Origin of the sequence: Acidovorax sp. LjRoot118 (genome assembly GCF_964253575.1) — a bacterium.
GTDB lineage: Bacteria > Pseudomonadota > Gammaproteobacteria > Burkholderiales > Burkholderiaceae_C > Acidovorax.
Genome location: NZ_CAXURB020000001.1, coordinates 543,829 through 565,091 on the forward strand (window position 1 = coordinate 543,829; position 21,263 = coordinate 565,091).

The 21,263-nt window shown below is 67.3% G+C and carries 20 protein-coding genes; 6 read left to right on the top strand and 14 right to left on the bottom strand.

Annotated features, from left to right (window positions below):
• Positions 1-3: 3 nt before the first annotated feature.
• From ACSQ9E_RS02585 to ACSQ9E_RS02600, 4 genes are all read right to left on the bottom strand, one after another.
• Positions 4-996, bottom strand: a complete 993-nt coding sequence (locus ACSQ9E_RS02585; RefSeq protein ID WP_436216820.1) for a LacI family DNA-binding transcriptional regulator — start codon at positions 994-996, stop codon at positions 4-6.
• 118 nt (positions 997-1,114) lie between these two features.
• Positions 1,115-1,624, bottom strand: coding sequence for a signal peptidase II (gene lspA / locus ACSQ9E_RS02590; protein WP_057201972.1), 510 nt, complete (start codon positions 1,622-1,624; stop codon positions 1,115-1,117).
• On the bottom strand, positions 1,624-4,476 hold the full coding sequence (gene ileS, locus ACSQ9E_RS02595; protein ID WP_436216821.1) for an isoleucine--tRNA ligase: 2,853 nt from the start codon (positions 4,474-4,476) through the stop codon (positions 1,624-1,626). Before ileS ends, lspA begins: the two co-directional genes overlap by 1 nt.
• A gap of 110 nt (positions 4,477-4,586) precedes the next feature.
• Positions 4,587-5,639, bottom strand: coding sequence for a bifunctional riboflavin kinase/FAD synthetase (locus tag ACSQ9E_RS02600; RefSeq protein ID WP_436216822.1), 1,053 nt, complete (start codon positions 5,637-5,639; stop codon positions 4,587-4,589).
• A gap of 169 nt (positions 5,640-5,808) precedes the next feature.
• Between ACSQ9E_RS02600 and ACSQ9E_RS02605 the strand changes: the two genes are divergently transcribed.
• Positions 5,809-6,366 carry an HNH endonuclease gene (locus tag ACSQ9E_RS02605; protein ID WP_057201975.1) on the top strand — a complete coding sequence of 186 codons (558 nt, stop codon included), beginning with the start codon at positions 5,809-5,811 and terminating at the stop codon, positions 6,364-6,366.
• 155 nt (positions 6,367-6,521) lie between these two features.
• On the opposite strand, the gene ACSQ9E_RS02610 is transcribed toward ACSQ9E_RS02605, so the two are convergent.
• From ACSQ9E_RS02610 to ACSQ9E_RS02625, 4 genes are all read right to left on the bottom strand, one after another.
• Positions 6,522-7,907, bottom strand: a complete 1,386-nt coding sequence (locus tag ACSQ9E_RS02610; RefSeq protein WP_436220176.1) for an alpha/beta fold hydrolase — start codon at positions 7,905-7,907, stop codon at positions 6,522-6,524.
• Between the two features lie 96 nt (positions 7,908-8,003).
• Entirely contained in the window at positions 8,004-9,119 is a 1,116-nt protein-coding gene (locus ACSQ9E_RS02615; RefSeq protein WP_436216823.1) for an acyl-CoA dehydrogenase family protein, read from the bottom strand.
• Positions 9,120-9,131: 12 nt separating this feature from the next.
• Positions 9,132-10,313: an acyl-CoA dehydrogenase family protein gene (locus ACSQ9E_RS02620; RefSeq protein ID WP_436216824.1), complete on the bottom strand. Its 1,182-nt coding sequence runs from the start codon at positions 10,311-10,313 to the stop codon at positions 9,132-9,134.
• A gap of 46 nt (positions 10,314-10,359) precedes the next feature.
• The gene (locus ACSQ9E_RS02625; RefSeq protein WP_436179467.1) at positions 10,360-11,055 is read right to left on the bottom strand and encodes a YceH family protein; all 696 of its coding nucleotides are present in this window, start codon (positions 11,053-11,055) and stop codon (positions 10,360-10,362) included.
• A gap of 39 nt (positions 11,056-11,094) precedes the next feature.
• On the opposite strand from ACSQ9E_RS02625, the gene purN reads away from it, so the two are divergent.
• A complete protein-coding gene (purN, locus tag ACSQ9E_RS02630) occupies positions 11,095-11,679 on the top strand; it encodes a phosphoribosylglycinamide formyltransferase (RefSeq protein ID WP_436220177.1) in 585 nt (194 codons plus the stop codon).
• Between the two features lie 7 nt (positions 11,680-11,686).
• Here the strand turns inward: purN and ACSQ9E_RS02635 are convergent, their stop codons facing one another.
• The 3 genes from ACSQ9E_RS02635 to ACSQ9E_RS02645 all read right to left on the bottom strand — a co-directional run bounded on the left by ACSQ9E_RS02635 (position 11,687) and on the right by ACSQ9E_RS02645 (position 13,920).
• The gene (locus ACSQ9E_RS02635) at positions 11,687-12,241 is read right to left on the bottom strand and encodes a hypothetical protein (RefSeq protein WP_436216825.1); all 555 of its coding nucleotides are present in this window, start codon (positions 12,239-12,241) and stop codon (positions 11,687-11,689) included.
• Positions 12,242-12,452: 211 nt separating this feature from the next.
• A complete protein-coding gene (gene xopAW / locus ACSQ9E_RS02640; protein ID WP_436216826.1) occupies positions 12,453-13,433 on the bottom strand; it encodes a XopAW family type III secretion system calcium-binding effector in 981 nt (326 codons plus the stop codon).
• 217 nt (positions 13,434-13,650) lie between these two features.
• Positions 13,651-13,920: a DUF1653 domain-containing protein gene (locus tag ACSQ9E_RS02645; protein WP_436216827.1), complete on the bottom strand. Its 270-nt coding sequence runs from the start codon at positions 13,918-13,920 to the stop codon at positions 13,651-13,653.
• Positions 13,921-13,970: 50 nt separating this feature from the next.
• Between ACSQ9E_RS02645 and ACSQ9E_RS02650 the strand changes: the two genes are divergently transcribed.
• The 3 genes from ACSQ9E_RS02650 to ACSQ9E_RS02660 all read left to right on the top strand — a co-directional run bounded on the left by ACSQ9E_RS02650 (position 13,971) and on the right by ACSQ9E_RS02660 (position 18,681).
• The gene (locus ACSQ9E_RS02650) at positions 13,971-15,827 is read left to right on the top strand and encodes a M48 family metallopeptidase (RefSeq protein WP_436216828.1); all 1,857 of its coding nucleotides are present in this window, start codon (positions 13,971-13,973) and stop codon (positions 15,825-15,827) included.
• 57 nt (positions 15,828-15,884) lie between these two features.
• Complete coding sequence (locus ACSQ9E_RS02655; protein ID WP_057268368.1) at positions 15,885-17,156, top strand: RsmB/NOP family class I SAM-dependent RNA methyltransferase; 1,272 nt, start codon at positions 15,885-15,887, stop codon at positions 17,154-17,156.
• A 310-nt stretch (positions 17,157-17,466) separates the two neighbouring features.
• The gene (locus tag ACSQ9E_RS02660; protein WP_057201985.1) at positions 17,467-18,681 is read left to right on the top strand and encodes a DesA family fatty acid desaturase; all 1,215 of its coding nucleotides are present in this window, start codon (positions 17,467-17,469) and stop codon (positions 18,679-18,681) included.
• Here ACSQ9E_RS02660 and ACSQ9E_RS02665 read toward each other — a convergent pair.
• On the bottom strand, positions 18,656-19,081 hold the full coding sequence (locus ACSQ9E_RS02665) for a hypothetical protein (RefSeq protein WP_057201986.1): 426 nt from the start codon (positions 19,079-19,081) through the stop codon (positions 18,656-18,658). The two genes, ACSQ9E_RS02660 and ACSQ9E_RS02665, sit on opposite strands and share 26 nt — an antisense overlap.
• A gap of 153 nt (positions 19,082-19,234) precedes the next feature.
• Here ACSQ9E_RS02665 and ACSQ9E_RS02670 point away from each other — a divergent pair, with 153 nt between their 5' ends.
• Positions 19,235-20,719 (top strand): PLP-dependent aminotransferase family protein, encoded by a 1,485-nt coding sequence (locus ACSQ9E_RS02670; protein WP_436216829.1) that lies wholly within the window; start codon positions 19,235-19,237, stop codon positions 20,717-20,719.
• Between the two features lie 69 nt (positions 20,720-20,788).
• Here ACSQ9E_RS02670 and rpmG read toward each other — a convergent pair whose 3' ends face one another.
• Positions 20,789-20,959: a 50S ribosomal protein L33 gene (gene rpmG, locus ACSQ9E_RS02675; RefSeq protein ID WP_007859760.1), complete on the bottom strand. Its 171-nt coding sequence runs from the start codon at positions 20,957-20,959 to the stop codon at positions 20,789-20,791.
• An 11-nt stretch (positions 20,960-20,970) separates the two neighbouring features.
• On the bottom strand, positions 20,971-21,204 hold the full coding sequence (rpmB, locus tag ACSQ9E_RS02680; protein WP_007859763.1) for a 50S ribosomal protein L28: 234 nt from the start codon (positions 21,202-21,204) through the stop codon (positions 20,971-20,973).
• Between the last annotated feature and the right edge of the window lie 59 nt (positions 21,205-21,263).

Here is a 21,263-nt window from a genome sequence, read left to right on the forward strand (position 1 = left end):
GGGTCAGGCGTGCGCGCAGGATTCGCCGGTGCGAAAGTGGTGGGCCAGCGTGAGCCCGGCGTCCGGTGCCAGCGGCGTGCCGCTGGCCATGGCCTGCACCAGCAGCTGCACGCTGCAGCGGCCGATGTCGGCGTTGGGCTGGGCGACGGTGCTCAGCATGGGCGTGAGGTCTTCGCCCAGGGCGATGCCGTCGAAGCCCGCCACGCTCAGGTCGCGCGGCACGGCCAGCCCGGCCAGGTGGGCAGCGCGGATGCTGCGGATGGCCAGCAGGTCGTTGGAGCACACCAGGGCCGTGGGGCGGCCCGGCGCCTGCAGCAGGGCCGTGACGTCCTGCACGGCGGTCTCGACAAAGGGCACTTCGAGCACCGGCCCCTCGGGCAGGCCGGCGGCGGCCATGCCGCTGTGAAAGCCCCGGCTGCGCTGCTGCGCCCGGTCCGATGCGGCGAGCTGGCCGCTGACCATGGTGATGCGCCGGTGCCCGAGCGAGACCAGATGGGCCACCAGTTCGGCCACGGCCTGCTCGCCATCCACAGAGACGCAGGGATGGTCCGGGTGCCGGTTATAGGCCAGCACGTAGGGCAGCCCGGCTTCGGCCAGGCGCTGCAGCGCACTCGAAGTGGCGGGGTTGGAGACCACCAGGACCATGCCGTCCACGTTGCCGGCCAAGAGCAAGTGCACGGCAAGGTCTTCCTGGGCGATCTGGTAGTCGGTGGCAAACGGCAGGATGGCGTAGCCGGCCGCGACGGCCGCCTGGGCGAGGCCCTGCAGGCATTCGGCAAACACCGGGTTGAGCAGGGTGGGCAGCACCACGCCGATGACGCGGCTGCGCTGGGTGCGCAAGGTGCGCGCGCTGGCGTTGGGCAGGTAGCCCAAGGCCTGGGCGACCTGCTGCACATGCCCGCGCGTGGCCGGCGTCACCTTGTCCGGCAGGTTGAAGACCCGCGACACGGTGGCGACCGACACGCCCGCCTGGCGGGCCACGTCCTGGATGCTCATGGAACCTCGTTGCAATGTAAACGTTTACATTGGAGCGATGCTGTGTGACGCCCTTGTGACCAAGGCCCATGAAAAACGGCCCTCGATGGGGCCGTTCAGAAATGAAGTCGCGAGAGGTTTACTTCGGCTTCTTCATCCGCAGCAACTCGTCCAGCACCAGGCAGACCGCACCCACGGTGATGGCCGAATCGGCCAGGTTGAAGGCCGGGAAATGGTAGCCGCGTGCGTAAAAGTCCAGAAAGTCGACCACGTAGCCGTGCATCAGCCGGTCCACCACGTTGCCCACCGCGCCACCCAGAATGCTGGACAGTGCAAAGCAAAACAGCTTCTGTCCGGGGTGCGCGCGCAGCTGCCAGACGATGAACACCGTGGCCGCCACACCGATGCCGGTGAACGCCCAGCGCTGCCAGCCGCCCGCGTCCGCCAGGAACGAGAAGGCCGCGCCCGTGTTGTGCGCGCGCACGATGTTGAAGAAGCTGGTGATGGGGGTCGCATCTCCCAGCCGGTAGGCGTCCAGGATCAGCATCTTGGTGACCTGGTCGGCGATGAAGATCACCACCGCCCAGGCCAGCCACGGCCACATTTTGCCCAAGGCAGATCCGGCGGGCGCCGTTGTGCTGCCCGACATCACGCGTGCGCCCGGCTCTCGCCGGCGCCATACAGGTTGCTCGTGCAGCGGCCGCAGATCGTCGGGTGGGCCTTATCCTGGCCCACGTCGGCGCGGTAGTGCCAGCAACGGTCGCACTTGGCGTCGGCGCTGGGCTTGACGCTGATCTGCAGGGCATCGCCCGCCACCAGCTCGATGGCCGAGGTGATGAACACGAACTTGAGGTCATCGCCCAGGCTGGCGAGCAGGGCATGGTCCTCGGGCGCTGCCGTGAGCACCACGCTGGCCTGCAGGGACGAGCCCACCTGGCCGTCGGCGCGCAGCACCTCGATCTGCTTGTTCACCACGTCGCGGATCTCGCGCAGGCGCGCCCACTTGGCCAGCAGGCCTTCGTCGCCACCGGCGATGGAGCCGTAGGTCTCCACGAAGATGGAGTCGGACTTGCCGAACACCTTCCATGCCTCTTCGGCGGTGAACGACAGGAACGGCGCCATCCAGCGCAGCATGGCATGCGTGATCTGGTACAGCGCGGTCTGCGCACTGCGGCGCGCCAGGCTCTTGGGCGCCGTGGTGTACAGGCGGTCCTTGAGCACGTCGAGGTAGAAGCCGCCCAGGTCTTCCGAACAGTACAGCTGCAGCTTGGCCACGACGGGGTGGAACTCGTAGACCTTGTAGTGCGCGAGCACGGTGGCCTGGAACTCGGCCGCGCGCGTCAGGGCGTAGCGGTCGATCTCCAGCATCTGGTCGAACGGCACGGTGTCGGTGGCGGGGTCGAAATCGCTCACGTTGGCCAAGAGGAAGCGCAGCGTGTTGCGGATGCGTCGGTAGGCGTCGACCACGCGCGCCAGGATCTTCTCGTCGCCCGCGATGTCGCCCGAGTAGTCACTCGCGGCCACCCACAGGCGGATGATCTCGGCGCCCAGCTTTTTGTTGATCTCCTGCGGATCGATGCCGTTGCCCAGCGACTTGCTCATCTTGCGGCCTTGGCTGTCCACGGTGAAGCCGTGGGTCAGCAGGCCGCGGTAGGGCGCGCGGCCTTCGAGCGCGCTGGCCAGCAGCAGCGAGCTGTGGAACCAGCCGCGGTGTTGGTCATGGCCTTCCAGGTACAGGTCGGCCTCGGGGCCGGTGTCGTGGTGCACGTTGGGGTGCGTGCCGCGCAGCACGTGGAAGAAGGTGGAGCCCGAGTCGAACCACACTTCCAGGATGTCGGTGCTCTTGGTGTAGCAGGCTGCGTCTTCGGCGCCCAGGATCTCTTCGGGCGTCACACGGCTCCAGGCCTCGATGCCGCCCTTCTCGACGATGTCGGCCGCCTGGTCCATGATTTCCATGGTGCGCGGATGCAGCTCGCCGGAGTCCTTGTGCAGGAAGAACGGGATGGGCACGCCCCAGCTGCGCTGGCGCGAGATGCACCAGTCGGGCCGTCCGGCGATCATGTCGTGCAGGCGGGTCTTGCCGTTCTCGGGGTAGAAGCTGGTGTGCTCGATGGCGTCCAGCGCCGTCTGGCGCAGGGTCTTCTCGGCCTTGTCCTTGGTGAACACGCCTTCGCCTTCGTCCATGCGGATGAACCACTGCGCGGCCGCGCGGTAGATCACCGGCGTCTTGTGGCGCCAGCAGTGCGGGTAGCTGTGCGTGATGTCCTTGGTGGCCATCAGGCGGCCGGCGTCGCGCAGCGCCTCGATGACGACCGGCACGGCCTTCCAGATGTGCTGGCCGCCGAACAGCGGGAAGTCCGGCGCGTAGGTGCCGTTGCCTTGCACGGGGTTCAGGATGTCGTCGAGCGCCAGGCCATGGGACACGCAGGAGTTGAAATCCTCCAGCCCGTAAGCGGGCGAGGAGTGCACGATACCGGTGCCGTCATCGGCCGTGGCGTAGTCGGCCAGGTACACGGGCGACAGGCGGCGGTAGCCGGCATCGACGTCATACAGCGGGTGCTCGAACTCCAGGCCGCCGAGCTTTTCGCCCAGGGCCGTGGCCAGCACCTGGCCGGTCAGGCAGTAGCGCACCATGCAGTCCTCCACCAGCGACTCGGCCAGCACCAGCAGGCCGCGCTCGGTGTCCACCAGCGCATAGGTCAGCGCGGGGTTCAGGTTCAGCGCCTGGTTGGCGGGGATGGTCCAGGCGGTGGTGGTCCAGATCACCACGAAGGCGTCCTTGGCCAGCGCCGGCAGGCCGAAGGCGGCCGCCAGCTTCGCGGGCTCGTGCGCCTTGAAGGCCACGTCCAGCGTGGTGCTCTTCTTGTCGGCGTATTCGATCTCGAACTCGGCCAGCGAGCTGCCGCAGTCGAAGCACCAGTACACGGGCTTGAGGCCGCGGTAGACGAAGCCGCGCTCCATCACGCGCTTGAAGGCCCGGATCTCGCCCGCCTCGTTGGCGAAGTTCATGGTCTTGTAGGGGTTGTCCCATTCGCCGAGTACGCCCAGGCGCTGGAAGTCGCCCATCTGCTGCGCGATCTGCTCGGTGGCAAAGGCGCGGCTCTTGGCCTGCATGTCGTCGCGGCTCAGGTTGCGGCCGTGCTTCTTCTCGATGGCGTTCTCGATCGGCAGGCCATGGCAGTCCCAGCCGGGCACGTACAGCGCGTCGAAGCCTTCGAGCTGGCGCGCCTTGGTGATCATGTCCTTCAAGATCTTGTTGACCGCATGGCCCATGTGGATCTGGCCGTTGGCATAGGGCGGGCCATCGTGCAGGATGAACTTGGGCGCGCCGCAGCGTGCGTCGCGCAGGCGCTTGTACAGGCCCTTGTCCTCCCACTCCTTGACCCAGCCCGGCTCGCGCTTGGGCAGGTCGCCGCGCATGGGAAAGGGGGTGTCGGGCAGGTTCAGGGTGCTGCGGTAATCCGGGGCGGTGGATTCGGTGGTACTGGCGTTGTCGGACATGGGGGAGCCTTAAAACGGGGCAATCCGGGGCAGGCCCGGAGCAAAGCGGGAAAAGAGGAGGCGTGGAGAGGTGTCGGGCCTGCGGGGCAGGCGCTGCGCAGGCAGCCCCCTCAAATTCGGTCGCGCGTGGTCTGGCGCCGGGTCTCGGTGTGGTTGGTGGGTGCGTGGGCCGACGCGAAATAGGCGCGCGCGTCCGCACAGTCCTTGGCAATGCCCGTCGTCAGGGCATCCAGACCGTCGTATTTGAGCTCGTCGTGCAGTTTGTGCAGCAGTTCCACCCGCACGATTTTACCGTACGCCCCTTCGGCCCCCAGATCGGCGGGCCATTGCAGGCAGTGCGTCTCCAGCAATACGCGCCCGCCGTTCACGTCGTCGGGGTCCAGCGAAGGGCGCACGCCCAGGTTGGCCACGCCTTGCAATGGGAACTCGCCCAGGCCATGCACCAACACGGCAAAGATGCCGCTGGCAGCGGGTTTCCAGTGGGCAAAGCGCAGGTTCAGCGTGCGAAAACCGTCGCCCGCACCCTCGGCCGTGGCCCCCAGTTCGCGCCCGAGCTTGCGGCCATGCACCACGTGGCCCGATATCGTGTAGGGCCGGCCCAGCAGGCGGGCGGCGGCCTCCATGTCGCCCCGGCCCAGCGCCTGGCGCACGGCCGAGCTCGACACGCGCAGCCCGTGCACCTCGTAGCTGTTCATGCGCGCCACGTCGAAGCCCCGGGCTTGGCCCGTGGCATCGAGCAGCGCGTAGTCGCCCGCGCGCTGGGCGCCGAAGCGGAAATCGTCGCCCACCAGCACGTAGCGCGCACCCAGGCCCTGGAGCAGCACCTCGTCGATGAAGGCCTGGGGCGACTGGGCCGCCAGCCGTGCATCGAAGGGCAGCACCACCGTCTGCTGCACGCCACAGCGCGCCAGCTCGGTGAGCTTGTCGCGCAGTGTGCCGATGCGCGCGGGCGCCAGCTCCGGCTTGTGCAGGGCCCCGGCAAAGTAGTCGCGCGGGTGGGGCTCGAAGGTCAGCACGCAGCTCTCCACCCCGCGGTGGGCGGCCTCGCTGTTGAGCAGGGCCAGCATGGCCTGGTGGCCCCGGTGCACACCATCGAAGTTGCCGATGGTCAGCGCGCAGGCACGGGCGATGCCGGGGTGGTGGAATCCGCGGAAGATCTTCATTGCTTTGTTATCTTTTTGATAGCAGCTTGGGCCGATGGGTAAAGCACCAGACGCCAATCTGTCATGAAAACAGAGTATATTGTGTACTACGGACTTCACAGCGCAGTGGGGTCCGCGAGACATCCGCGTTCCGATTCCTTGTGTTCATTCTTGTTCCAGGAGGCGTGTTTTGAAGGTCTTGAAGCTGTCAGCCCAGGGGCTGCCCCAGTCGTGGATATCGCTGGAGCAGGCGGTCATCCACTACGCCGCGGGGGAGGTGCGCTGGGAGTCCGGCGGCCACATCGCGCGCTTTCGGGGTGGCTACAACGCCGTCACGGGCGAACAATCGGTGATTGCCATCAACAGCATCATCGGTACCAAGGGTGTGCCCAGCATCAACCCCTTCGATCTCAAGCCGGGCCTGACCAACAGCAAGCTCTTCGTTCGCGACCGCAATGTGTGCGCCTACTGCGGCGGGCACTTCCACGAAGACAACCTCACGCGCGAGCACATCGTGCCCTTTGCGCGCAATGGGCAGGACCACTGGATGAACGTGGTCACGGCCTGCCGGCCCTGCAACCACAGGAAGGGCCCGCGCACACCGGAGCAGGCGCACATGCCGCTGCTTTACGCGCCCTATGTGCCCAGCCTGTGGGAGGATTTCATCCTGCGCAACAGAAGAATTCTTGCAGACCAGATGGAATTCTTGATGGCCCACGTTCCAAAGTCTTCGCGTCTTCTTGCGTAGCGGGCGGAGCGGCCAATACAGCCCTTCTGGCGTCGTTGTTCCGCCTTGCCGTACTGGCGTACTGTCTGCGACGTAACGCCTAGCCATAAGGGCCGTCTTGACCACTCTTCGGGGTGTGCTGCGCGGAATTCGGGTACCGCGCAGCGCCCATTCCTTTAGTACGTCAGTTCCAGGAGCACCAGGTGACCGCTGGCTGCGGGCCAGGTCTGTCCCACCACCCGCTCTCCATTGAACTGCGCGGCCACGCTGCGCTGGGCCGCCCCTTCGGGCTTGATCTTGGCCGAGGCGGCGCCGGCGCCGGCGGGCACGCCCACGGGCGGCACGCCGTCGAACAGCATCTGGTCGCGCGCCGGGTCCAGGTAGCCGCGGGGGCGGGTCATGGTGACCACGCTGGCGGCGGTCTTGTCGGCGTCGGCGATGCGTTCGGCGCGCAGGTGCACGATGGAGCTGCTGCGCGGAAAGCCGCTGCGGTAGATGTGGGTGGTGGCGTAGCCGGGCGCGGCGATGGCGAATTCCAGCGGTGCGCCGGTGGGTACCACCAGCGGGCCCCATTGGCCGTCGGCCGCCACGGTGGTGCGCAGCAGGGCGTTGCCGGTGCGGGCACCCGTGGCCGGGTCGGTGGCGTACACCTCCAGCTGCGCGCCGGGCAGGGGCAGGTTGTTGCTGAAATTGCCGGTCTTGGCGTCCAGCGGGTCCACGCCCAGGCCGGTGACCTTGCCCGAGATCGCCACGCGCGCTTCGCTGGCGATGGCGGTGGCCGCAGGGGCCTTGCCGGTGATGAACTGGTAGGCCGCCGCAAAGGCGGCAGGCGAGAACGATGTCTCTCGGTGGTCGATGCGCGGGATCACGACGTTGGTGGCGCCTTTGAGCTCAGGGCCGGCCGCTGTGACGTTGGTGGGTGTACCCTTCTGGCCGATCCACAGACCATCGGGCTGGGCGAACTTGTCGTTGTTGTCCGAGCGCACGGTCATCCACTGCACGGGTCCGGTGACTTCGTCGCCTGCGGCGTTCTTGGGCGCGTTCAGGCCCTTGAGGAAGGGGCCCGTGCCTGCGAACTCGCTGCCTTCGCGAAAGCCGGGAATCGCCCAGACGCCGTGGTTGGGCGTGCCGCCCAGGATGGCGTGGCTCACGGTCTGCACGCCGCCGCCGTTCTGGATGTAGTTGCGGATGGCATTGCCGCCGCGCGAGTTGCCCATGAGCACGACCTTGCGCGCGCCCGTGGCCTTGAGCACCTTGTCCACCTCGGCCTTGAGGTAGGCCATGTGCTCGGCCGCCGAGGTGCGGCCGGGTTGGGCCTTGGTGTCGTCGTCGCGGTTGATCGGGTAGGGCACGTCGATGGCGTGCAGGCGCTCGCGCGGCCAGCCGTTGGACTCGAATCGCCAGGCCGTGGTCTGCCACAGCGCAGCCGTGTCGCCATTGCCGTGCACGAAGACGATGGGGGGCAACGCCTGCTGTGAAGGGCCTTGCGTGGCGCAGCCGGCGAGGGCCATCACGGCAGTGGCTGCGGCGATCAGTGCGAACCGGCGTTGCAGGGGAATCATCATCATGGTGTTCTTCTCAGGAAATGAAAAATGCCCGTGGATCGGTCAAATCCACGAGCATGATCGATGGGTGTTACGCCCTTGCGTCAGTTGTTCTCAGGCAAACACGCCGGCCGTGTCCTGCATGCGGGCCGACACTTCACCGAGGTGGTGTAGCGTGTCGCCGAAGGTCATTTCGAGCTGCGTGAGCTTCTTGAAGTAGTGGCTGCCGATGTACTCGTCGGTCACGCCGATACCGCCGTGCAGCTGCACCGACTGCTGGCCTACGAAGCGCATGGACTGGCCCAGTTGCACCTTGGCGCGGGCCATGGCGGCGCGGCGCTCGGCAGCAGGGGCGCCCAGCTTGAGGCTGGCGTAGTAGCTCATCGAGCGGGCCAGTTCGAGCTGCATCTTCATGTCGGCCACGCGGTGGCGCAGGGCCTGGAAGCTCGAGATCAGCACGCCGAACTGCTTGCGCTGGTTCATGTACTCCACCGTGGCGGCCACGGTCTTGTCCATCACGCCCACGGCCTCGGCGCAGGTGGCTGCAATGCCGGTGTCCACGGCCAGTTCCAGCGCGGCCAGGCCGTCGGTGGTCACCAGGGTGGCGGGGGCGTTGGCCAGTTGCACCTCGGCGGCGCGGCTGCCGTCCTGCGTCACGTAGCCCTTGGTGGCCACCCCGCTGGCCGAGCGCTCCACCAGGAACAGCGCGATCTTGCCGTCCAGCTGGGCGGGCACGAGGAAGGCGTCGGCCTGGTCACCCGCGGCGACGATGCTCTTGGTGCCGGTCACGGTGTGGCCGCTGCCGGCTGCCGTGGCCTTGGCATCGCACACGTCCAGGCGGTAGCGCGCCTTGCGCTCCTGCTGGGCCAGCACCACCAGGGCTTCGCCGCTGGCAACGCGGGGCAGCCAGGCGCCCTGCACCTCGGCAGTGCCGTACTGCGAGAGCACGGCACTGGCGATGAAGGCCTGGGCCAGGGGCTCGAGCACCATGCCGCGCCCCAGTTCCTCGGCCACCACCATCGCGTCGATGGCGCTCTGGCCCAGGCCGCCGTTGTCCTCAGGCACGGTCAGGGCCGTGAGGCCCAGCTCGGCCAGTTCGGTCCAGGCCTCGCGCGAGAAGCCGCCGGCCTCCACGGCCGCGCGGCGGCGTTCGAAGGTGTAGCCCTTGTCCACCCATTTGCGCACGGCGTCGCGCAGCTGTTCCTGGTCGTCAGAGAAGTCGAAATCCATGTTTTTGTCTCCTTAGCCCAGAACCGTCTGCGCCACGATGTTGCGCTGCACTTCGTTCGAGCCGCCGTAGATGGTGGTCTTGCGCAGGTTGAAGTAGGTCGATGCCAGAGGCGCGTTGGCCACCTCGCCGCCAGGAAAGTCGCCTTGCCAGCCGGCTTCCATGGCTTCTTCAATGAAGGGCAGGGCGAAGGGGCCTGCGGCCAGCATCATCAGCTCGGCATAGCGCTGCTGGATCTCGCTGCCGCGGATCTTGAGCAGGCCGGCAATGTCGAGCGAGTTCTTGCCCGATTTCTCGGCCGAGAGCACGCGCAGTACCAGCATTTCCAGGGCTACGATGTCCACTTCCAGCAGGGCGACCTGGTCGCGAAAGCGCGCGTCGTCCCACAGGCCTTCGGTCTTGGCGATGCGCTTCAGGCGCTCGAGTTCGCGCTTGCTGCGGTTCACGTCGGCGATGTTGGTGCGCTCGTGGCTGAGCAGGTGCTTGGCATAGGTCCAGCCCTTGTTCTCTTCGCCGATCAGGTTCTCGGCCGGCACTTCGACGTTGTCGAAGAACACCTCGTTGACCTCGCACTCGCCATCGAGCAGCTTGATCGGGCGCACGGTGACGCCGGGCGACCTCATGTCCAAGAGCAGGAAGGAGATGCCCGTCTGCGGTTTGCCCTCGGTGCTGGTGCGCACCAGGTTGAACATCCAGTCGCCGTACTGGCCCAGCGTGGTCCAGGTCTTCTGGCCGTTGACAATGTACTTGTCGCCCACGCGCTCGGCACGGGTCTTGACCGAGGCCAGGTCCGAGCCCGAGCCCGGTTCGCTGTAGCCCTGGCTCCACCACACTTCGCCGCTGGCGATGCCAGGCAGAAAGCGCTTTTGCTGCTCGGCATTGCCGAAGGCCATGATCACCGGGGCCACCATCACGGGGCCGAAGGGGATGATGCGCGGTGCGCCGGCGAGGGCGCACTCTTCTTCGAACAGGTGCTTTTGCACGGCGGTCCAGCCGGGGCCGCCGAACTCCTTGGGCCAGCCAAAGCCGAGCCAGCCCTTCTTGCCCAGTATCTTGGCCCAGCCCTGCAGGTCGTCACGGGTCAGGCGCAAGGCGTTGTGCACCTTGTGGGAAATGGCGGGCGGCAGATTGCTGTGGACCCATGCGCGAACTTCGTCGCGGAAGGCCTGTTCTTCGGGGGTGAATGCGAGATCCATGCGGCTTGTCTCCTGAGAAGTCGTGTTTGTAGCACGGTCGTTCGTTTTATTCCTGTCCGGGTGGCGACATCGCCGGCGCCACCGGCTCGATGCCCAGCTCGGCGCACAGCCGTTCCACCGTGGCGCGCAGACCGGCCACCTCGGTCTCCAGCGCCGCCACACGCGATTGCAGTGCCCCGGTTGCCCCGCCCGTGGCGGGCGCGGCAGCACTGCTGCTGGTGTCCACCGGCCCGCACAGCAGGTGCGTCCAGCGTGGCTCGCGTGCGCCCGGTGCGCGCGGCAGCAACACCACCAGCGGGCCGCCTTTCTCGGCACTGCGCTCCTGCAGCTCGTCCAGGAAGGCCTCGACCGAGGAAATGTCGGCAAAGCGGTACCAGCGCTCGGCGTTGATGCGCAGCTCGCCCGCCGTCTGCGGGCCGCGCAGCATCAGCAGGCCCAGCAGCACCGCCGATTGCTCGGGTACGCCCACGCCGCGCTGGAAATTGTGCTCCCAGCGCGTGGTGCGGTTGCCGCTGGTTTCGAATGCCAGGGTCAGCTGGCGCAGGGAGTCGAGGGCCTCCTGCGCCTCGGCATCGCTCAGCGTCATCACCGGCTCGCGGCTGGTCTTCTGGTTGCAGCCGGTGAGCAGGCCATTGAGCGACATCGGGTAGCTGTCGGGCACGGTGCGGGCTTTCTCCATCAGCGTGGCCAGCACGCGGGCCTCGTTCGCGGTCAGGGGGCGGTTTGCGGGGTCGAAGGGCATGGCAGGGATAATCCGGGGTTGAGCGTCGTCGTGCAATTTATGAAGAACATCGTGATTTTGATCTCCGGCAGCGGTTCCAACATGGCCGCTATCGTCCGGACTGCGCAACAGGAGGACTGGGCTCGCCGGTATGGCGCCCGCGTGGCCGCCGTGCTGAGCAACAAGGCCGACGCGGCGGGCCTGGCCTTCGCACGCGGCGAGGGCATTGCCACCGAGGCACTCGACCACAAGGCCTTTGACAGCCGCGAGGCCTTCGACACCGCGCTCGCGCAGGCCGTCGACCGGTACGAACCCGCCCTGGTGGTGCTGGCCGGTTTCATGCGCATTCTCACACCCGGATTCGTGGCGCGCTATGCGGGCCGGCTGATCAACATCCATCCCTCGCTGCTGCCCGCCTTCACAGGCCTGAACACCCACCAGCGCGCGATCGACGCGGGCTGCAAGGTTGCGGGCGTGACGGTGCACCAGGTGACGGACGAATTGGACGTGGGTCCCATCCTGGACCAGGCCGTGGTTCCCGTGCTGCCTGGGGACACGGCCGAGGCCCTGGCGACCCGGGTGCAGGCGCAGGAGCATGTGATCTACCCGCGTGCCGTGCGGGCCTTCATGGCGGCCCTGGCGTAATCGCGAGCTACAGGGTGCGCACCACCTGGGCTTCGCTGCTGTCCAGCAGGTCCTGGGCCAGTGCCGCCTGGTGCGAATCGGACGGGTGGGCTACTACCACCCATTGGCGCTTGCGCAGGGCAGAGCGCACCCGGTTGACGACCCAGACGCGGTCGGGCCGCAGCGCGTTCAGCGCCCCCAGCATGAGGCCGAAGGTGGTACCGAACCCCACGATGGCGATGAACGCCAGCAGGGGGTTGTTCAATACTGCGGGTTCATAAGTGGCGATCAGGTAGCCAAACGCCATGAGGCCCAGCACGGCGCCCACCAGGCCGGCGATGGCATGGGTACGCACCAGGGTGGTGAACACGCCGTGGGCTTCTGGCTCCAGTGCCCGGCTGAGCAGATCGCGGTTGCGCAGATCGGCGTGCTGTGGCCCTAGCAGCCTGACCTGGCCGGGCTCCATGCCAGGCAGTCGCAGCAACCGGCGCACGGCAATGTCCGCATCGGCCTCCCGGAGGAAGAATCCGACGACCTTGCTCAGCGACTTTTCGCTGAACATTCCTTGCAATAGATAGTCCATGGTGTGCTCCGTGCCATGCGCACAAGGTGCGAGGCGTGCAGTGCTCCCAGCCTGGACTGGCGGGTCATTTCCGCGTTCAACCCGTGGCAGCATGGGACGTTGTGGGTGATGGCTCCCAAGATAACCCGGGCATAGCGCCCGGGCTGTAGGACAGTGCGGCATGGGGGCGCAAGCCCGTTCCCTGCCCGCCGTTCCCCATGCCTTTCTGTTGTCAGGCCAGGGCGCTCAGCGTGCTGCCGGTGCTCGACCAGGATCCCGCAGCCGCCTCGTACTGGCTGCGTGCGAATTGGGCCAGTTTCATCAGGTCCGTCTTCTGCCCGATGTCCGCCGTCTGGCCACCGGTATCGGTGCTGCTGGCACTGGCGAGCGGGCTGCTCAACTGGTCGATAAAGGAGCGGGCCTCCTCGCTGCTGATACTGCTGTCGCCGTCGGTGTCGATGGTCTTGAACAGTGCCGTGATGGCGTCCGTCTGGGCGGCACCCGCCGCCTGCTCTGCGGCGGACACCACCCCGTCCTCGTTGGTATCGAGCGGGTCGTAGGTGGTGCCGCTGCTGGCCGAGGCGCCGCCGGGACCGCCTGGCCCACCGGGCGGGGGCGGGGGCATGCCGCCTACGGCACTGCCACCGGCCTCGCCCGACGGCCGGCCGGCGTCGAATTCGGCCTCCGAAAGGCTGCCGTCGCCGTCCGCGTCGAGCTGGCTGAACAGTTCGTCGCTGCTGACACCCGTCTTGCTGGCCGTGCCGCCGGACATCTTCTCCAGCAATGCCTGCAGCTCGGCCTGGCCCACGGCACCATCGCCATCGGTGTCCACCTTGCCGAACAGGTCGTCGCCAGCCTGGCCCGTGGCACCCGTGCTGCTGCTGCTGCTGTCGCTGCGCGACTGGGCAAAGGCCATGGTCGAGGGCGGTGGGGGCATGACGCTCTGCATCGTCTTGCCCAGTTCGTCGGCATTGAGGCTGCCGTCCCCGTCGCCGTCGTACTGCTGGAGCAGGTCGGCAGCGCTGGCCTGGCTGCTCACGCCGGTCTTCTTGGCCACATCGTCCAGCAGGCCCTGCAGTTCGGTACCGCTCACGCCGCCGCTGCCGTCGGCGTCTATTTTGGACAGCAGCCGCTCCGGCGAGGGCCCCGGGCGTGGCGCCCGCTGCACACTTGCACTGGACCAGGCACTGCTGACGCTACTGATGCTCGTCATCGTCGTTCCTTCCAAGGGTTGCGGGCTGCGGCCCGTGCTCCCCGAAGTGGCGAACAACGCCGGCAACGGCCCGGATCCCATTCTTCAAAGGCCAGGTCAAGGCGGTTTGTACTGTTTGTGTCCATGGGGACACAATGGCGGTATCGGTCGGTCGAACTGGCAGACCATTGGCTGCCAGTTCGGGGTTTTGGCCCCAGCCGTTTGTGCAGGTGGTGGATCAGGCCTGCGCGGGGGGCGGCGGCGGGGCCTCGTCGCCGCATTTTTCGAAGCGCGGGCGCATGCGGCCGTCGATCAGCACGTCCTCGGCGAACATGGCCGCCGGGCGCACCCACAGGCCGCGCTGGCCGTACAGCGCGCGGTACAGCGTCATGGGCTCCAGGGTCTCGCTGTGGCGCACGGTGTCGATCACCTCGTACAGCATGCCCTTGTAGTGCCGGTACAGGCCGGGCGGGGTCGGGGTGATTTGGGGCAGGTCGTCGTCGGTCATGTTGGTTAGGATGGCAGGTGGTCAAAAAACAAGGTTGAGGGGGAAATCCAGTGGATCAGGCAGATTTTGTGCACCTGGTGCGCATGAGCGAGCATGCCAGCGCCGACAACAGCCGCCGTTATCGGCTCGGCGTGGCCGCGTTCGCCGCGCTGGGCTATGCCTGGGTGCTCGGTTGCCTGGCCGTGGGGGCCGGCCTGATCGCCTGGGTCATACCGCAGCTGTTCAATGGCCGGTTCCGGCTGGTGCTGGTGTTGGTTCTGCTGGGTGCGGCCAGCCTGCTGTGGGTGAGTATCCGCGCGCTGTGGGTGCGCGTGGACGAGCCCAAGGGCATGGAGATCACCGCGCTGGAGGCCCCCGAGCTGTTCGAGGCGCTGGAGCGCATGCGCCGCAAGATCAAGGGCCCGCCCATCCACCATGTGTACCTGAACGACGAATTCAACGCCAGCATCCAGCAACTGCCCCGCTACGGGCTGCTGGGCGGGGCGGTGAACTACCTGACCATCGGCCTGCCGCTGCTGCTGGCGCTGGACCGGCCGCGCTTTCTGGCCGTGCTCGCGCACGAATACGGGCACCTGCGGGGCGACCATGGCCGTTTTGCGGCCTGGATCTACCGCACCCGGCTGACCTGGATGCGTTTGAACAGCAGCCTCGAAGACGACGAGGGCGCCGTGGCCGCCGCCACCCAGGCCTTCATGCGCTGGTATTTCCCCCGCTTCGTCGCCAAGACCTTTGCGCTGGCGCGCCAGGACGAGTACGAGGCCGATCGCATCGCAGGCCGCCTGCTGGGGCGCGATATCACGGCGGCCGCGCTGATCGAGATCGAGGTGCGCGGCGAATGGCTGCACAGCACCTTCTGGGGTGACCACTGGTGCGCGGCAGCCGGCAATCCCTTGCCGGTGGGCCCCTACCGCTCCATGCGCAAGCGCCTGGCCGAAGTGCCGGATGCGGCCTTTGCCAACGATGCCCTGCGCCAGGCCCTCAAGCGCATCAGCAACGTGGACGACACCCACCCGGGCCTGCGCGACCGCATCGAGTCGCTGGATGCGGTGCCCACCGTGCCTGCCGAGTGGTCGCGCGGCAGTGCGCTGGCCCTGCTGGGCCCCGAGGGCAAGCGCTGGGTGGCGCATTTCGACAAGCAGTGGTGCCGCGACAACGCCAGTGAATGGAAGCGCCACCACGGCTGGCTGGGCCGGGTGCGCGACCGGGCCCAGACCCTGCAGGCGGGCATGCCCCAGGCCAGCGCCGCAGAACTGGTGGAGCTGGCTCGCCTGCAGCGCCACCTGGACCCACGGGCCGACGTGAGCGGCCTCTATGCCACGGCACTGCAGCGCAGCACCGACCACCCCGGTGCCCTGCGCGGCCTGGTGCAGAGCCTGCCCGCCGACGACCGCGAGGGCCGCATGGCCCTGCTGCACCGCCTGTGGGAGGCCGGCAGCAGCGACCGCTACTGGACCGCACGCACCGCCCTGGCCGAACTCGAAACCCCGCGCATTGGCTATGACCACGACGCCACGGCCTTCAAGCAGTGGCGCAAGCGCCTGGAGCGCGCGCAGGAGTCCGAGGAGCGCGCCTGGGAGGAGCTTTCGGGCACCTCGTTCTTCAGCCAGACCACGCGCCACGACCTGAGCCCGTTCGAGCTCGAAGAACTGCAGGCCGAGCTGGTGCGCTATGCCGACGTGGAGCGCTGCTGGCTGGTGCGCAAGAACCTGCGCGAACACCCCCAGCGGCGCGCCTACCTGGTCTTCGTGGACCTGCCTGACCTGGACGACGGCAGCCGCTACCAGCTGTGCCGCGCCATGGAGCGCCAGCTCGGCCTGCCCGGCCCGGCGCTGGTGCTCTGGGCCGGTGAATCGCCCACGCTCAAGGAAATCCAGCGCTCGGCGTTCGACCCGGTCTTCACGCGCTGATCGGGCCGGCGAAGGCCCTGAAAGAGGGGTTTGGGGCCACAGTGGGACAATCGGGGGATGCATCCCAAAGTTCTTCTCGACGCCTGTGCCGAACTCGTCAGGCTCACCCTCACCTTTGAACACCCCGCCGACGCGGTGGTGTCGCGCTTTTTCCGTGACAACCGGGGCCTGGGGCCCCGCGAGCGGGCCACGCTGGCCGAAACGGTCTACACCGTGCTGCGCAAGAAGCTGCTGTTCGACCACATGGCCCCCTCGGGCTCCGGCCCCAAGGAGCGCCGCCTGGCCATTTTGGGCTTCTACGGCCCGCGCGATTTTCTGGAGGGCGCCCTGACCGACCAGGAGCGCAAGTGGCTGGACCAGTGCGATGGCGTCACGGTCGACGATCTGATGGAGCGCCACCGCCACAATTTGCCCGAGTGGCTGGTGCAGCCCCTCAAGGACCAGTTGGGCACCGGTTTCTGGCCGCTGGTGGAAAGCCTGTCGAATGCCGCGCCGCTGGACCTGCGCGTCAATGCCCTGCAGGACAAGCGCGCCGATGTGCAAAAAGAGCTGGCCAAGGCCGGCATCAAGGCCGTTGCCACGCCGTACTCGCCCTGGGGCCTGCGCATTGACGGCAAGCCGGCGCTGGCCAAGCTCGACGTCTTCACCCGCGGTGCCGTGGAAGTGCAGGACGAAGGCTCGCAGCTGCTGGCCTTGCTGCTCGATGCCAAGCGCGGCGAGATGGTCGTCGATTTCTGTGCCGGAGCGGGCGGCAAGACGCTGGCCATCGGTGCCACCATGCGCAACACCGGTCGCCTGTACGCCTTTGACGTGTCGGGCCACCGGCTCGACGCCCTGAAGCCGCGCCTGGCGCGCAGCGGCCTGTCCAACGTGCACCCGGCCGCCATCGCGCACGAGCGCGACGACCGCATCAAGCGCCTGGCCGGCAAGATCGACCGGGTGCTGGTCGATGCGCCGTGCTCGGGCCTCGGGACCCTGCGCCGCAACCCCGACCTCAAGTGGCGCCAGTCGCCCCAATCGGTCGAAGAGCTCGTGGCCAAGCAAACCGCCATCCTTGCCAGCGCCGCACGCCTGCTCAAATCCGGTGGCCGGCTGGTGTATGCCACCTGCAGCATCCTGCCGCAGGAGAACGAGGCGATTGCCGAGGCCTTCAGTGCTGCCCACCCTGATTTCGTGCCGCTGGATGCAGGCGAAACCCTCGCGCAGCTCAAGGTGGAGGGTGCTGAAAAATTGTGCAGTGGCGGTGCCTCGGGCACTGGTTATCTGCGCCTGTGGCCCCATATCCACCAGACAGACGGGTTTTTTGCCGCGGTCTGGATAAGGAAGTAAGCACCCCCTGAGGCGCTTCGCGCCTTCACCCCTCTCTCGACTCGCTGCGCGAGTCGGGAGGGGGACGCCACCGGCGCGGCGGGGCGGCCCTTGCGCGGGGGCACTGGCTTGGGCCGCGCCAGTTTCGACGGTCTTGGGCGAGTGCTCGTTCTGGCAGAGGGGTTGCCTGGCCTTGTCGTCCAGGCGACGCAGGGGCCAATTCACTCTGGATACTGTGGATAACCTCTAATCAAAAAGAGGGGCCGCGCTTTAAAATCGCAGTACCCGCCATCGCTGGTGGCCGGGTACTTTGTACAAGGTTCTGTTGAATATGCTGTTACCCGACTGGGTTGTACTGAACGCGGCCATCGACTGGCTCGGCCATGGCCTGTGGAATCTCGCCTGGTGGGAGATCGTTCTGTACACGCTGGCCACCACGCACATCACGATTGCGGCGGTCACCATCTTTCTGCACCGTGCGCAGGCCCACCGCTCGGTGGACCTGCACGCGATCCCTTCGCATTTCTTCCGCTTCTGGCTGTGGCTCGGCACCGGCATGGTGACCAAGGAGTGGGTGGCCATCCACCGCAAGCACCACGCCAAGTGTGAGACCGTGGACGATCCGCACAGCCCGCAGACGCGCGGCCTCGATACCGTGATGTGGCGCGGCGCCGAGCTGTACCGCGCGGAGTCGAAGAACCTGGAGACCATGAAGAAGTTCGGCCACGGCACGCCCGATGACTGGATCGAGCGCAATGTCTACACCCGCTTCAGCTGGCAGGGCGTGGGCCTGATGCTGGTGCTCAACCTGGCGCTGTTCGGTGCCGTGGGCGCCGCCGTCTGGGCCGTGCAGATGCTCTGGATCCCGTTCTGGGCCGCCGGTGTGGTCAATGGTGTGGGCCATTATTGGGGCTACCGCAATTTCGAGGCGCAGGACGCCAGCACCAACCTCTCGCCCTGGGGTCTGGTCATCGGTGGCGAAGAGCTGCACAACAACCACCACACCTACCCCACCTCGGCCAAGTTCTCGGTCAAGCCCTACGAGTTCGACATCGGCTGGGCCTACATCAGCCTGATGAAGTCCATCGGCTGGGCCACCGTGAAGAAGGTGCCGCCCAAGCTGCAACGCGGCGACGTGAAGCCCGTGGCCGACGAAAAGACGCTGGAGGCGCTGATCGCCAACCGCTACGAGGTCATGGCCGGCTATGCCCGCGGCGTGCGCCAGGCGTGCAGGGAAGAGATCGCCGCGCTGCAGGCCCGCCAGGCCGACGCCTCGGTGCTCAAGGCCGCCAAGCGCTGGCTGCACCGCGACGCCGAGAAGGTGCCCGCCGGTGCCTTGCCCCAACTGGCCCAGGTGCGTGCCGCCCATCCGGCCCTGGACAAGATGGTGACCATGCGTGAAGAGTTGCGCCAGCTGTGGCTCAACACCACGCAGTCGCGCGAGCAGCTCACCGCCGACCTGCAGGCCTGGTGCCGCCGGGCCGAAGAGAGCGGCATTGCCGCGCTGCGTGATTTCTCGATCAGCCTGCGGGCTGCGCGCGCCTGACGAGCAGTTTCCTCAGGCTGCGCCAAAGCCGCTGCAGGGCCCCGTGCCCTGGGCGGCTTTTTTCATGGGCCCCCGGTGATTCGGCAGGCTGCGTGAGGTCGGCACCCGCTGGCATGGTCAGTGTGAGCGCGGCGGGTGACGACCCCTGGGCCTGAACGCCCACCCACATGCCCTGCGGGCTGCGCCAGGCCGCATGGGGTGGCAGGCAGGCCGGAGGCGCGGCACCCAGGTGGCCCGGCGCCGTGCTTTGCAGCAGGGCCGTGCCCGAGAGGCTGCGCAGTTCGCAGCCCGCGTCCAGCCAGACGAGGCGGCCCTGGCCAGCGGCCAGTGGCAGGTGCAGGACCTGCGGCGGGCCGCCGCTGGCCGCGAAGGAGGGGGTGGAGTGGTGGTGCTGTTTCATGCCTCCAGCGTAGGGTGGCAGCCTGCATCGCAACAGGCACAGAAACCGGCTGGGGGATGCAGAGCAGCGGATTGATTTTTGCTCTGTTCTGGTCGGTTTTCGGTAGTCCTGTATCTGTTCCGGTTGGCGGTTCGGGCGCATCATGGGCAGGCCATGCCTGTCACATCCACAGCGAACCTTCCCCTGTACCGCCAACTGGCCGACCACTACCAGCAGGCGGTGGCCCAGGGTGTGCTGCTGCCCGGTGCGCGCATGCCGTCGGTGCGCGAGCTGATGCAGCGCCACGGGGTGAGCCTTTCGACCGCGCTGCAGGCGCTGCGCACCCTGGAGGAGCAGGGCAGCGTGCAGGCGCGCCCCCGGGTCGGCTACTTCGTGCAGGACCCGCAGGTGCACCTGCTGGACCACAGCAGCGAACCCGACCCCCGTTGCCCGGTGCAGCAGATCGATGGCACCCAGTTCGCGGGCATCAACGAACGCATTTCGCTGTGGCTGGAGCAGGGGCGGCGCGCGCAGGTGCGCGTGGACCTGGGGGCCGCCATGCCCGCCCCCGAACTGTTCGACCACCTCACCCTCAACCGGGTGGGCGCCGCGCTGCTGCGCGAGTTTCCCGACGTGCTGGTGCAAGGCCATTCGCGGCCCGGCACGCACCCGCTGTTTCAGGCCGTGATGGCCCGGCAGGCGCTGGAAGTAGGCGTCCACGTGGCGCCACAGGACGTGATGGCCACGCTGGGCAACTCGGATGCGGTGAATCTGGCGCTCGCGGCGGTAACCGAGCGCGGCGATGTGGTGGCGGTGGAATCCCCCACCTTCTATGGCGTGCTGCAGGCCGTGGAAACGCAGAACCTGCGCGCGCTGGAGATTCCCAGCAGCTCGCGCACCGGCATCTCGCTCGATGCGCTGGAGCTGGCCGTGCAGCACGAGCCCCGCCTGAAGGCCGTGGTCGTCGTGCCGCACCTGCAGATGCCCAATGGCGCGCTCATGCCCGACAGCCACAAGGAGCGGCTGGTGGCGTTCTGCCGGCGCCACGGGCTGGCGCTGATCGAGGACGATATCTACCGCGAGCTGGTCGATGTGCCCGAGCTGCAGCGCCCGCTCAAGGCCTGGGACGAGACGGGCCAGGTGATCTACTGCGTGTCCTTCAACAAGACCCTGGCGCCGGGCCTGCGCCAGGGGTGGATGAATGGGGGGCGGTGGCATGACCGCATCCAGATCCTCAAATTCGCCCGCACCCGCAACATGCAGGTCTGGTCCCAGTTGCTGGCGGCACGCACCGTGGGCACTGCCGCGCACGAACGCCACCTGCTCCGCTTTCGCAGTGCGCTGCGGGTGCAGCGCGAGCGCAGCGTGCAGATGGTGGCGCGGCATTTTCCGCAGGGCACGCGCCTGTCCGTGCCGCCCGGTGGGCTCAGCCTGTGGATCGAGCTGCCCGCAGGCGTGTCCTCGTCGCGGCTGTTCGAGCAGGCGCTTGCCCTGGGCATCCGCGTGGCGCCGGGGCCCATCTTCTCCAATTCGGGGCGGTACGAGGGTTTTCTGCGCCTGAGCTGCGGCCTGCCGTTCTCGCCCGAGGTGGAGTGGGCCTACAGCGAACTCGGGCGCCTGCTGCATGGGCAGGTCCGGGCGCTGCGGCAGGCCGCCTGACGATGCAGCCAAAGAAAAAGCCGCCAGGCAGACTGCCGGGCGGCTTTTTCGGGGAGAACCAGCGCTGAATTACTTCAGCTTGATTTCCTTGTATTCGACGTGCTTGCGTGCCTTGGGATCAAATTTCATGATCAGCATCTTTTCAGGCATCGTCTTCTTGTTCTTGGTCGTGGTGTAGAAGTGACCGGTACCCGCAGTGGATTCCAGCTTGATCTTGTCGCGTCCGCCTTTGCTTGCCATGGTGTTTCTCCTTAAGCCTGGCCACGTGCGCGCAGGTCTGCGAGCACCGAGTCAATACCGTTCTTGTCGATCAAACGCAGGGCAGCGCTCGAAACGCGCAGGCGAACCCAGCGGTTTTCGGTCTCGACCCAGAAACGGCGGTATTGCAGGTTCGGCAGGAACCGGCGCTTGGTTTTGTTGTTGGCGTGGGAAACATTGTTCCCGACCATGGGCTTCTTGCCCGTTACGTCGCAGACGCGTGCCATGAGGACACTCCGATACTTTTTAACGGCCGTTCGCTGCGTGCTGCCAGGATGTTTCCCAA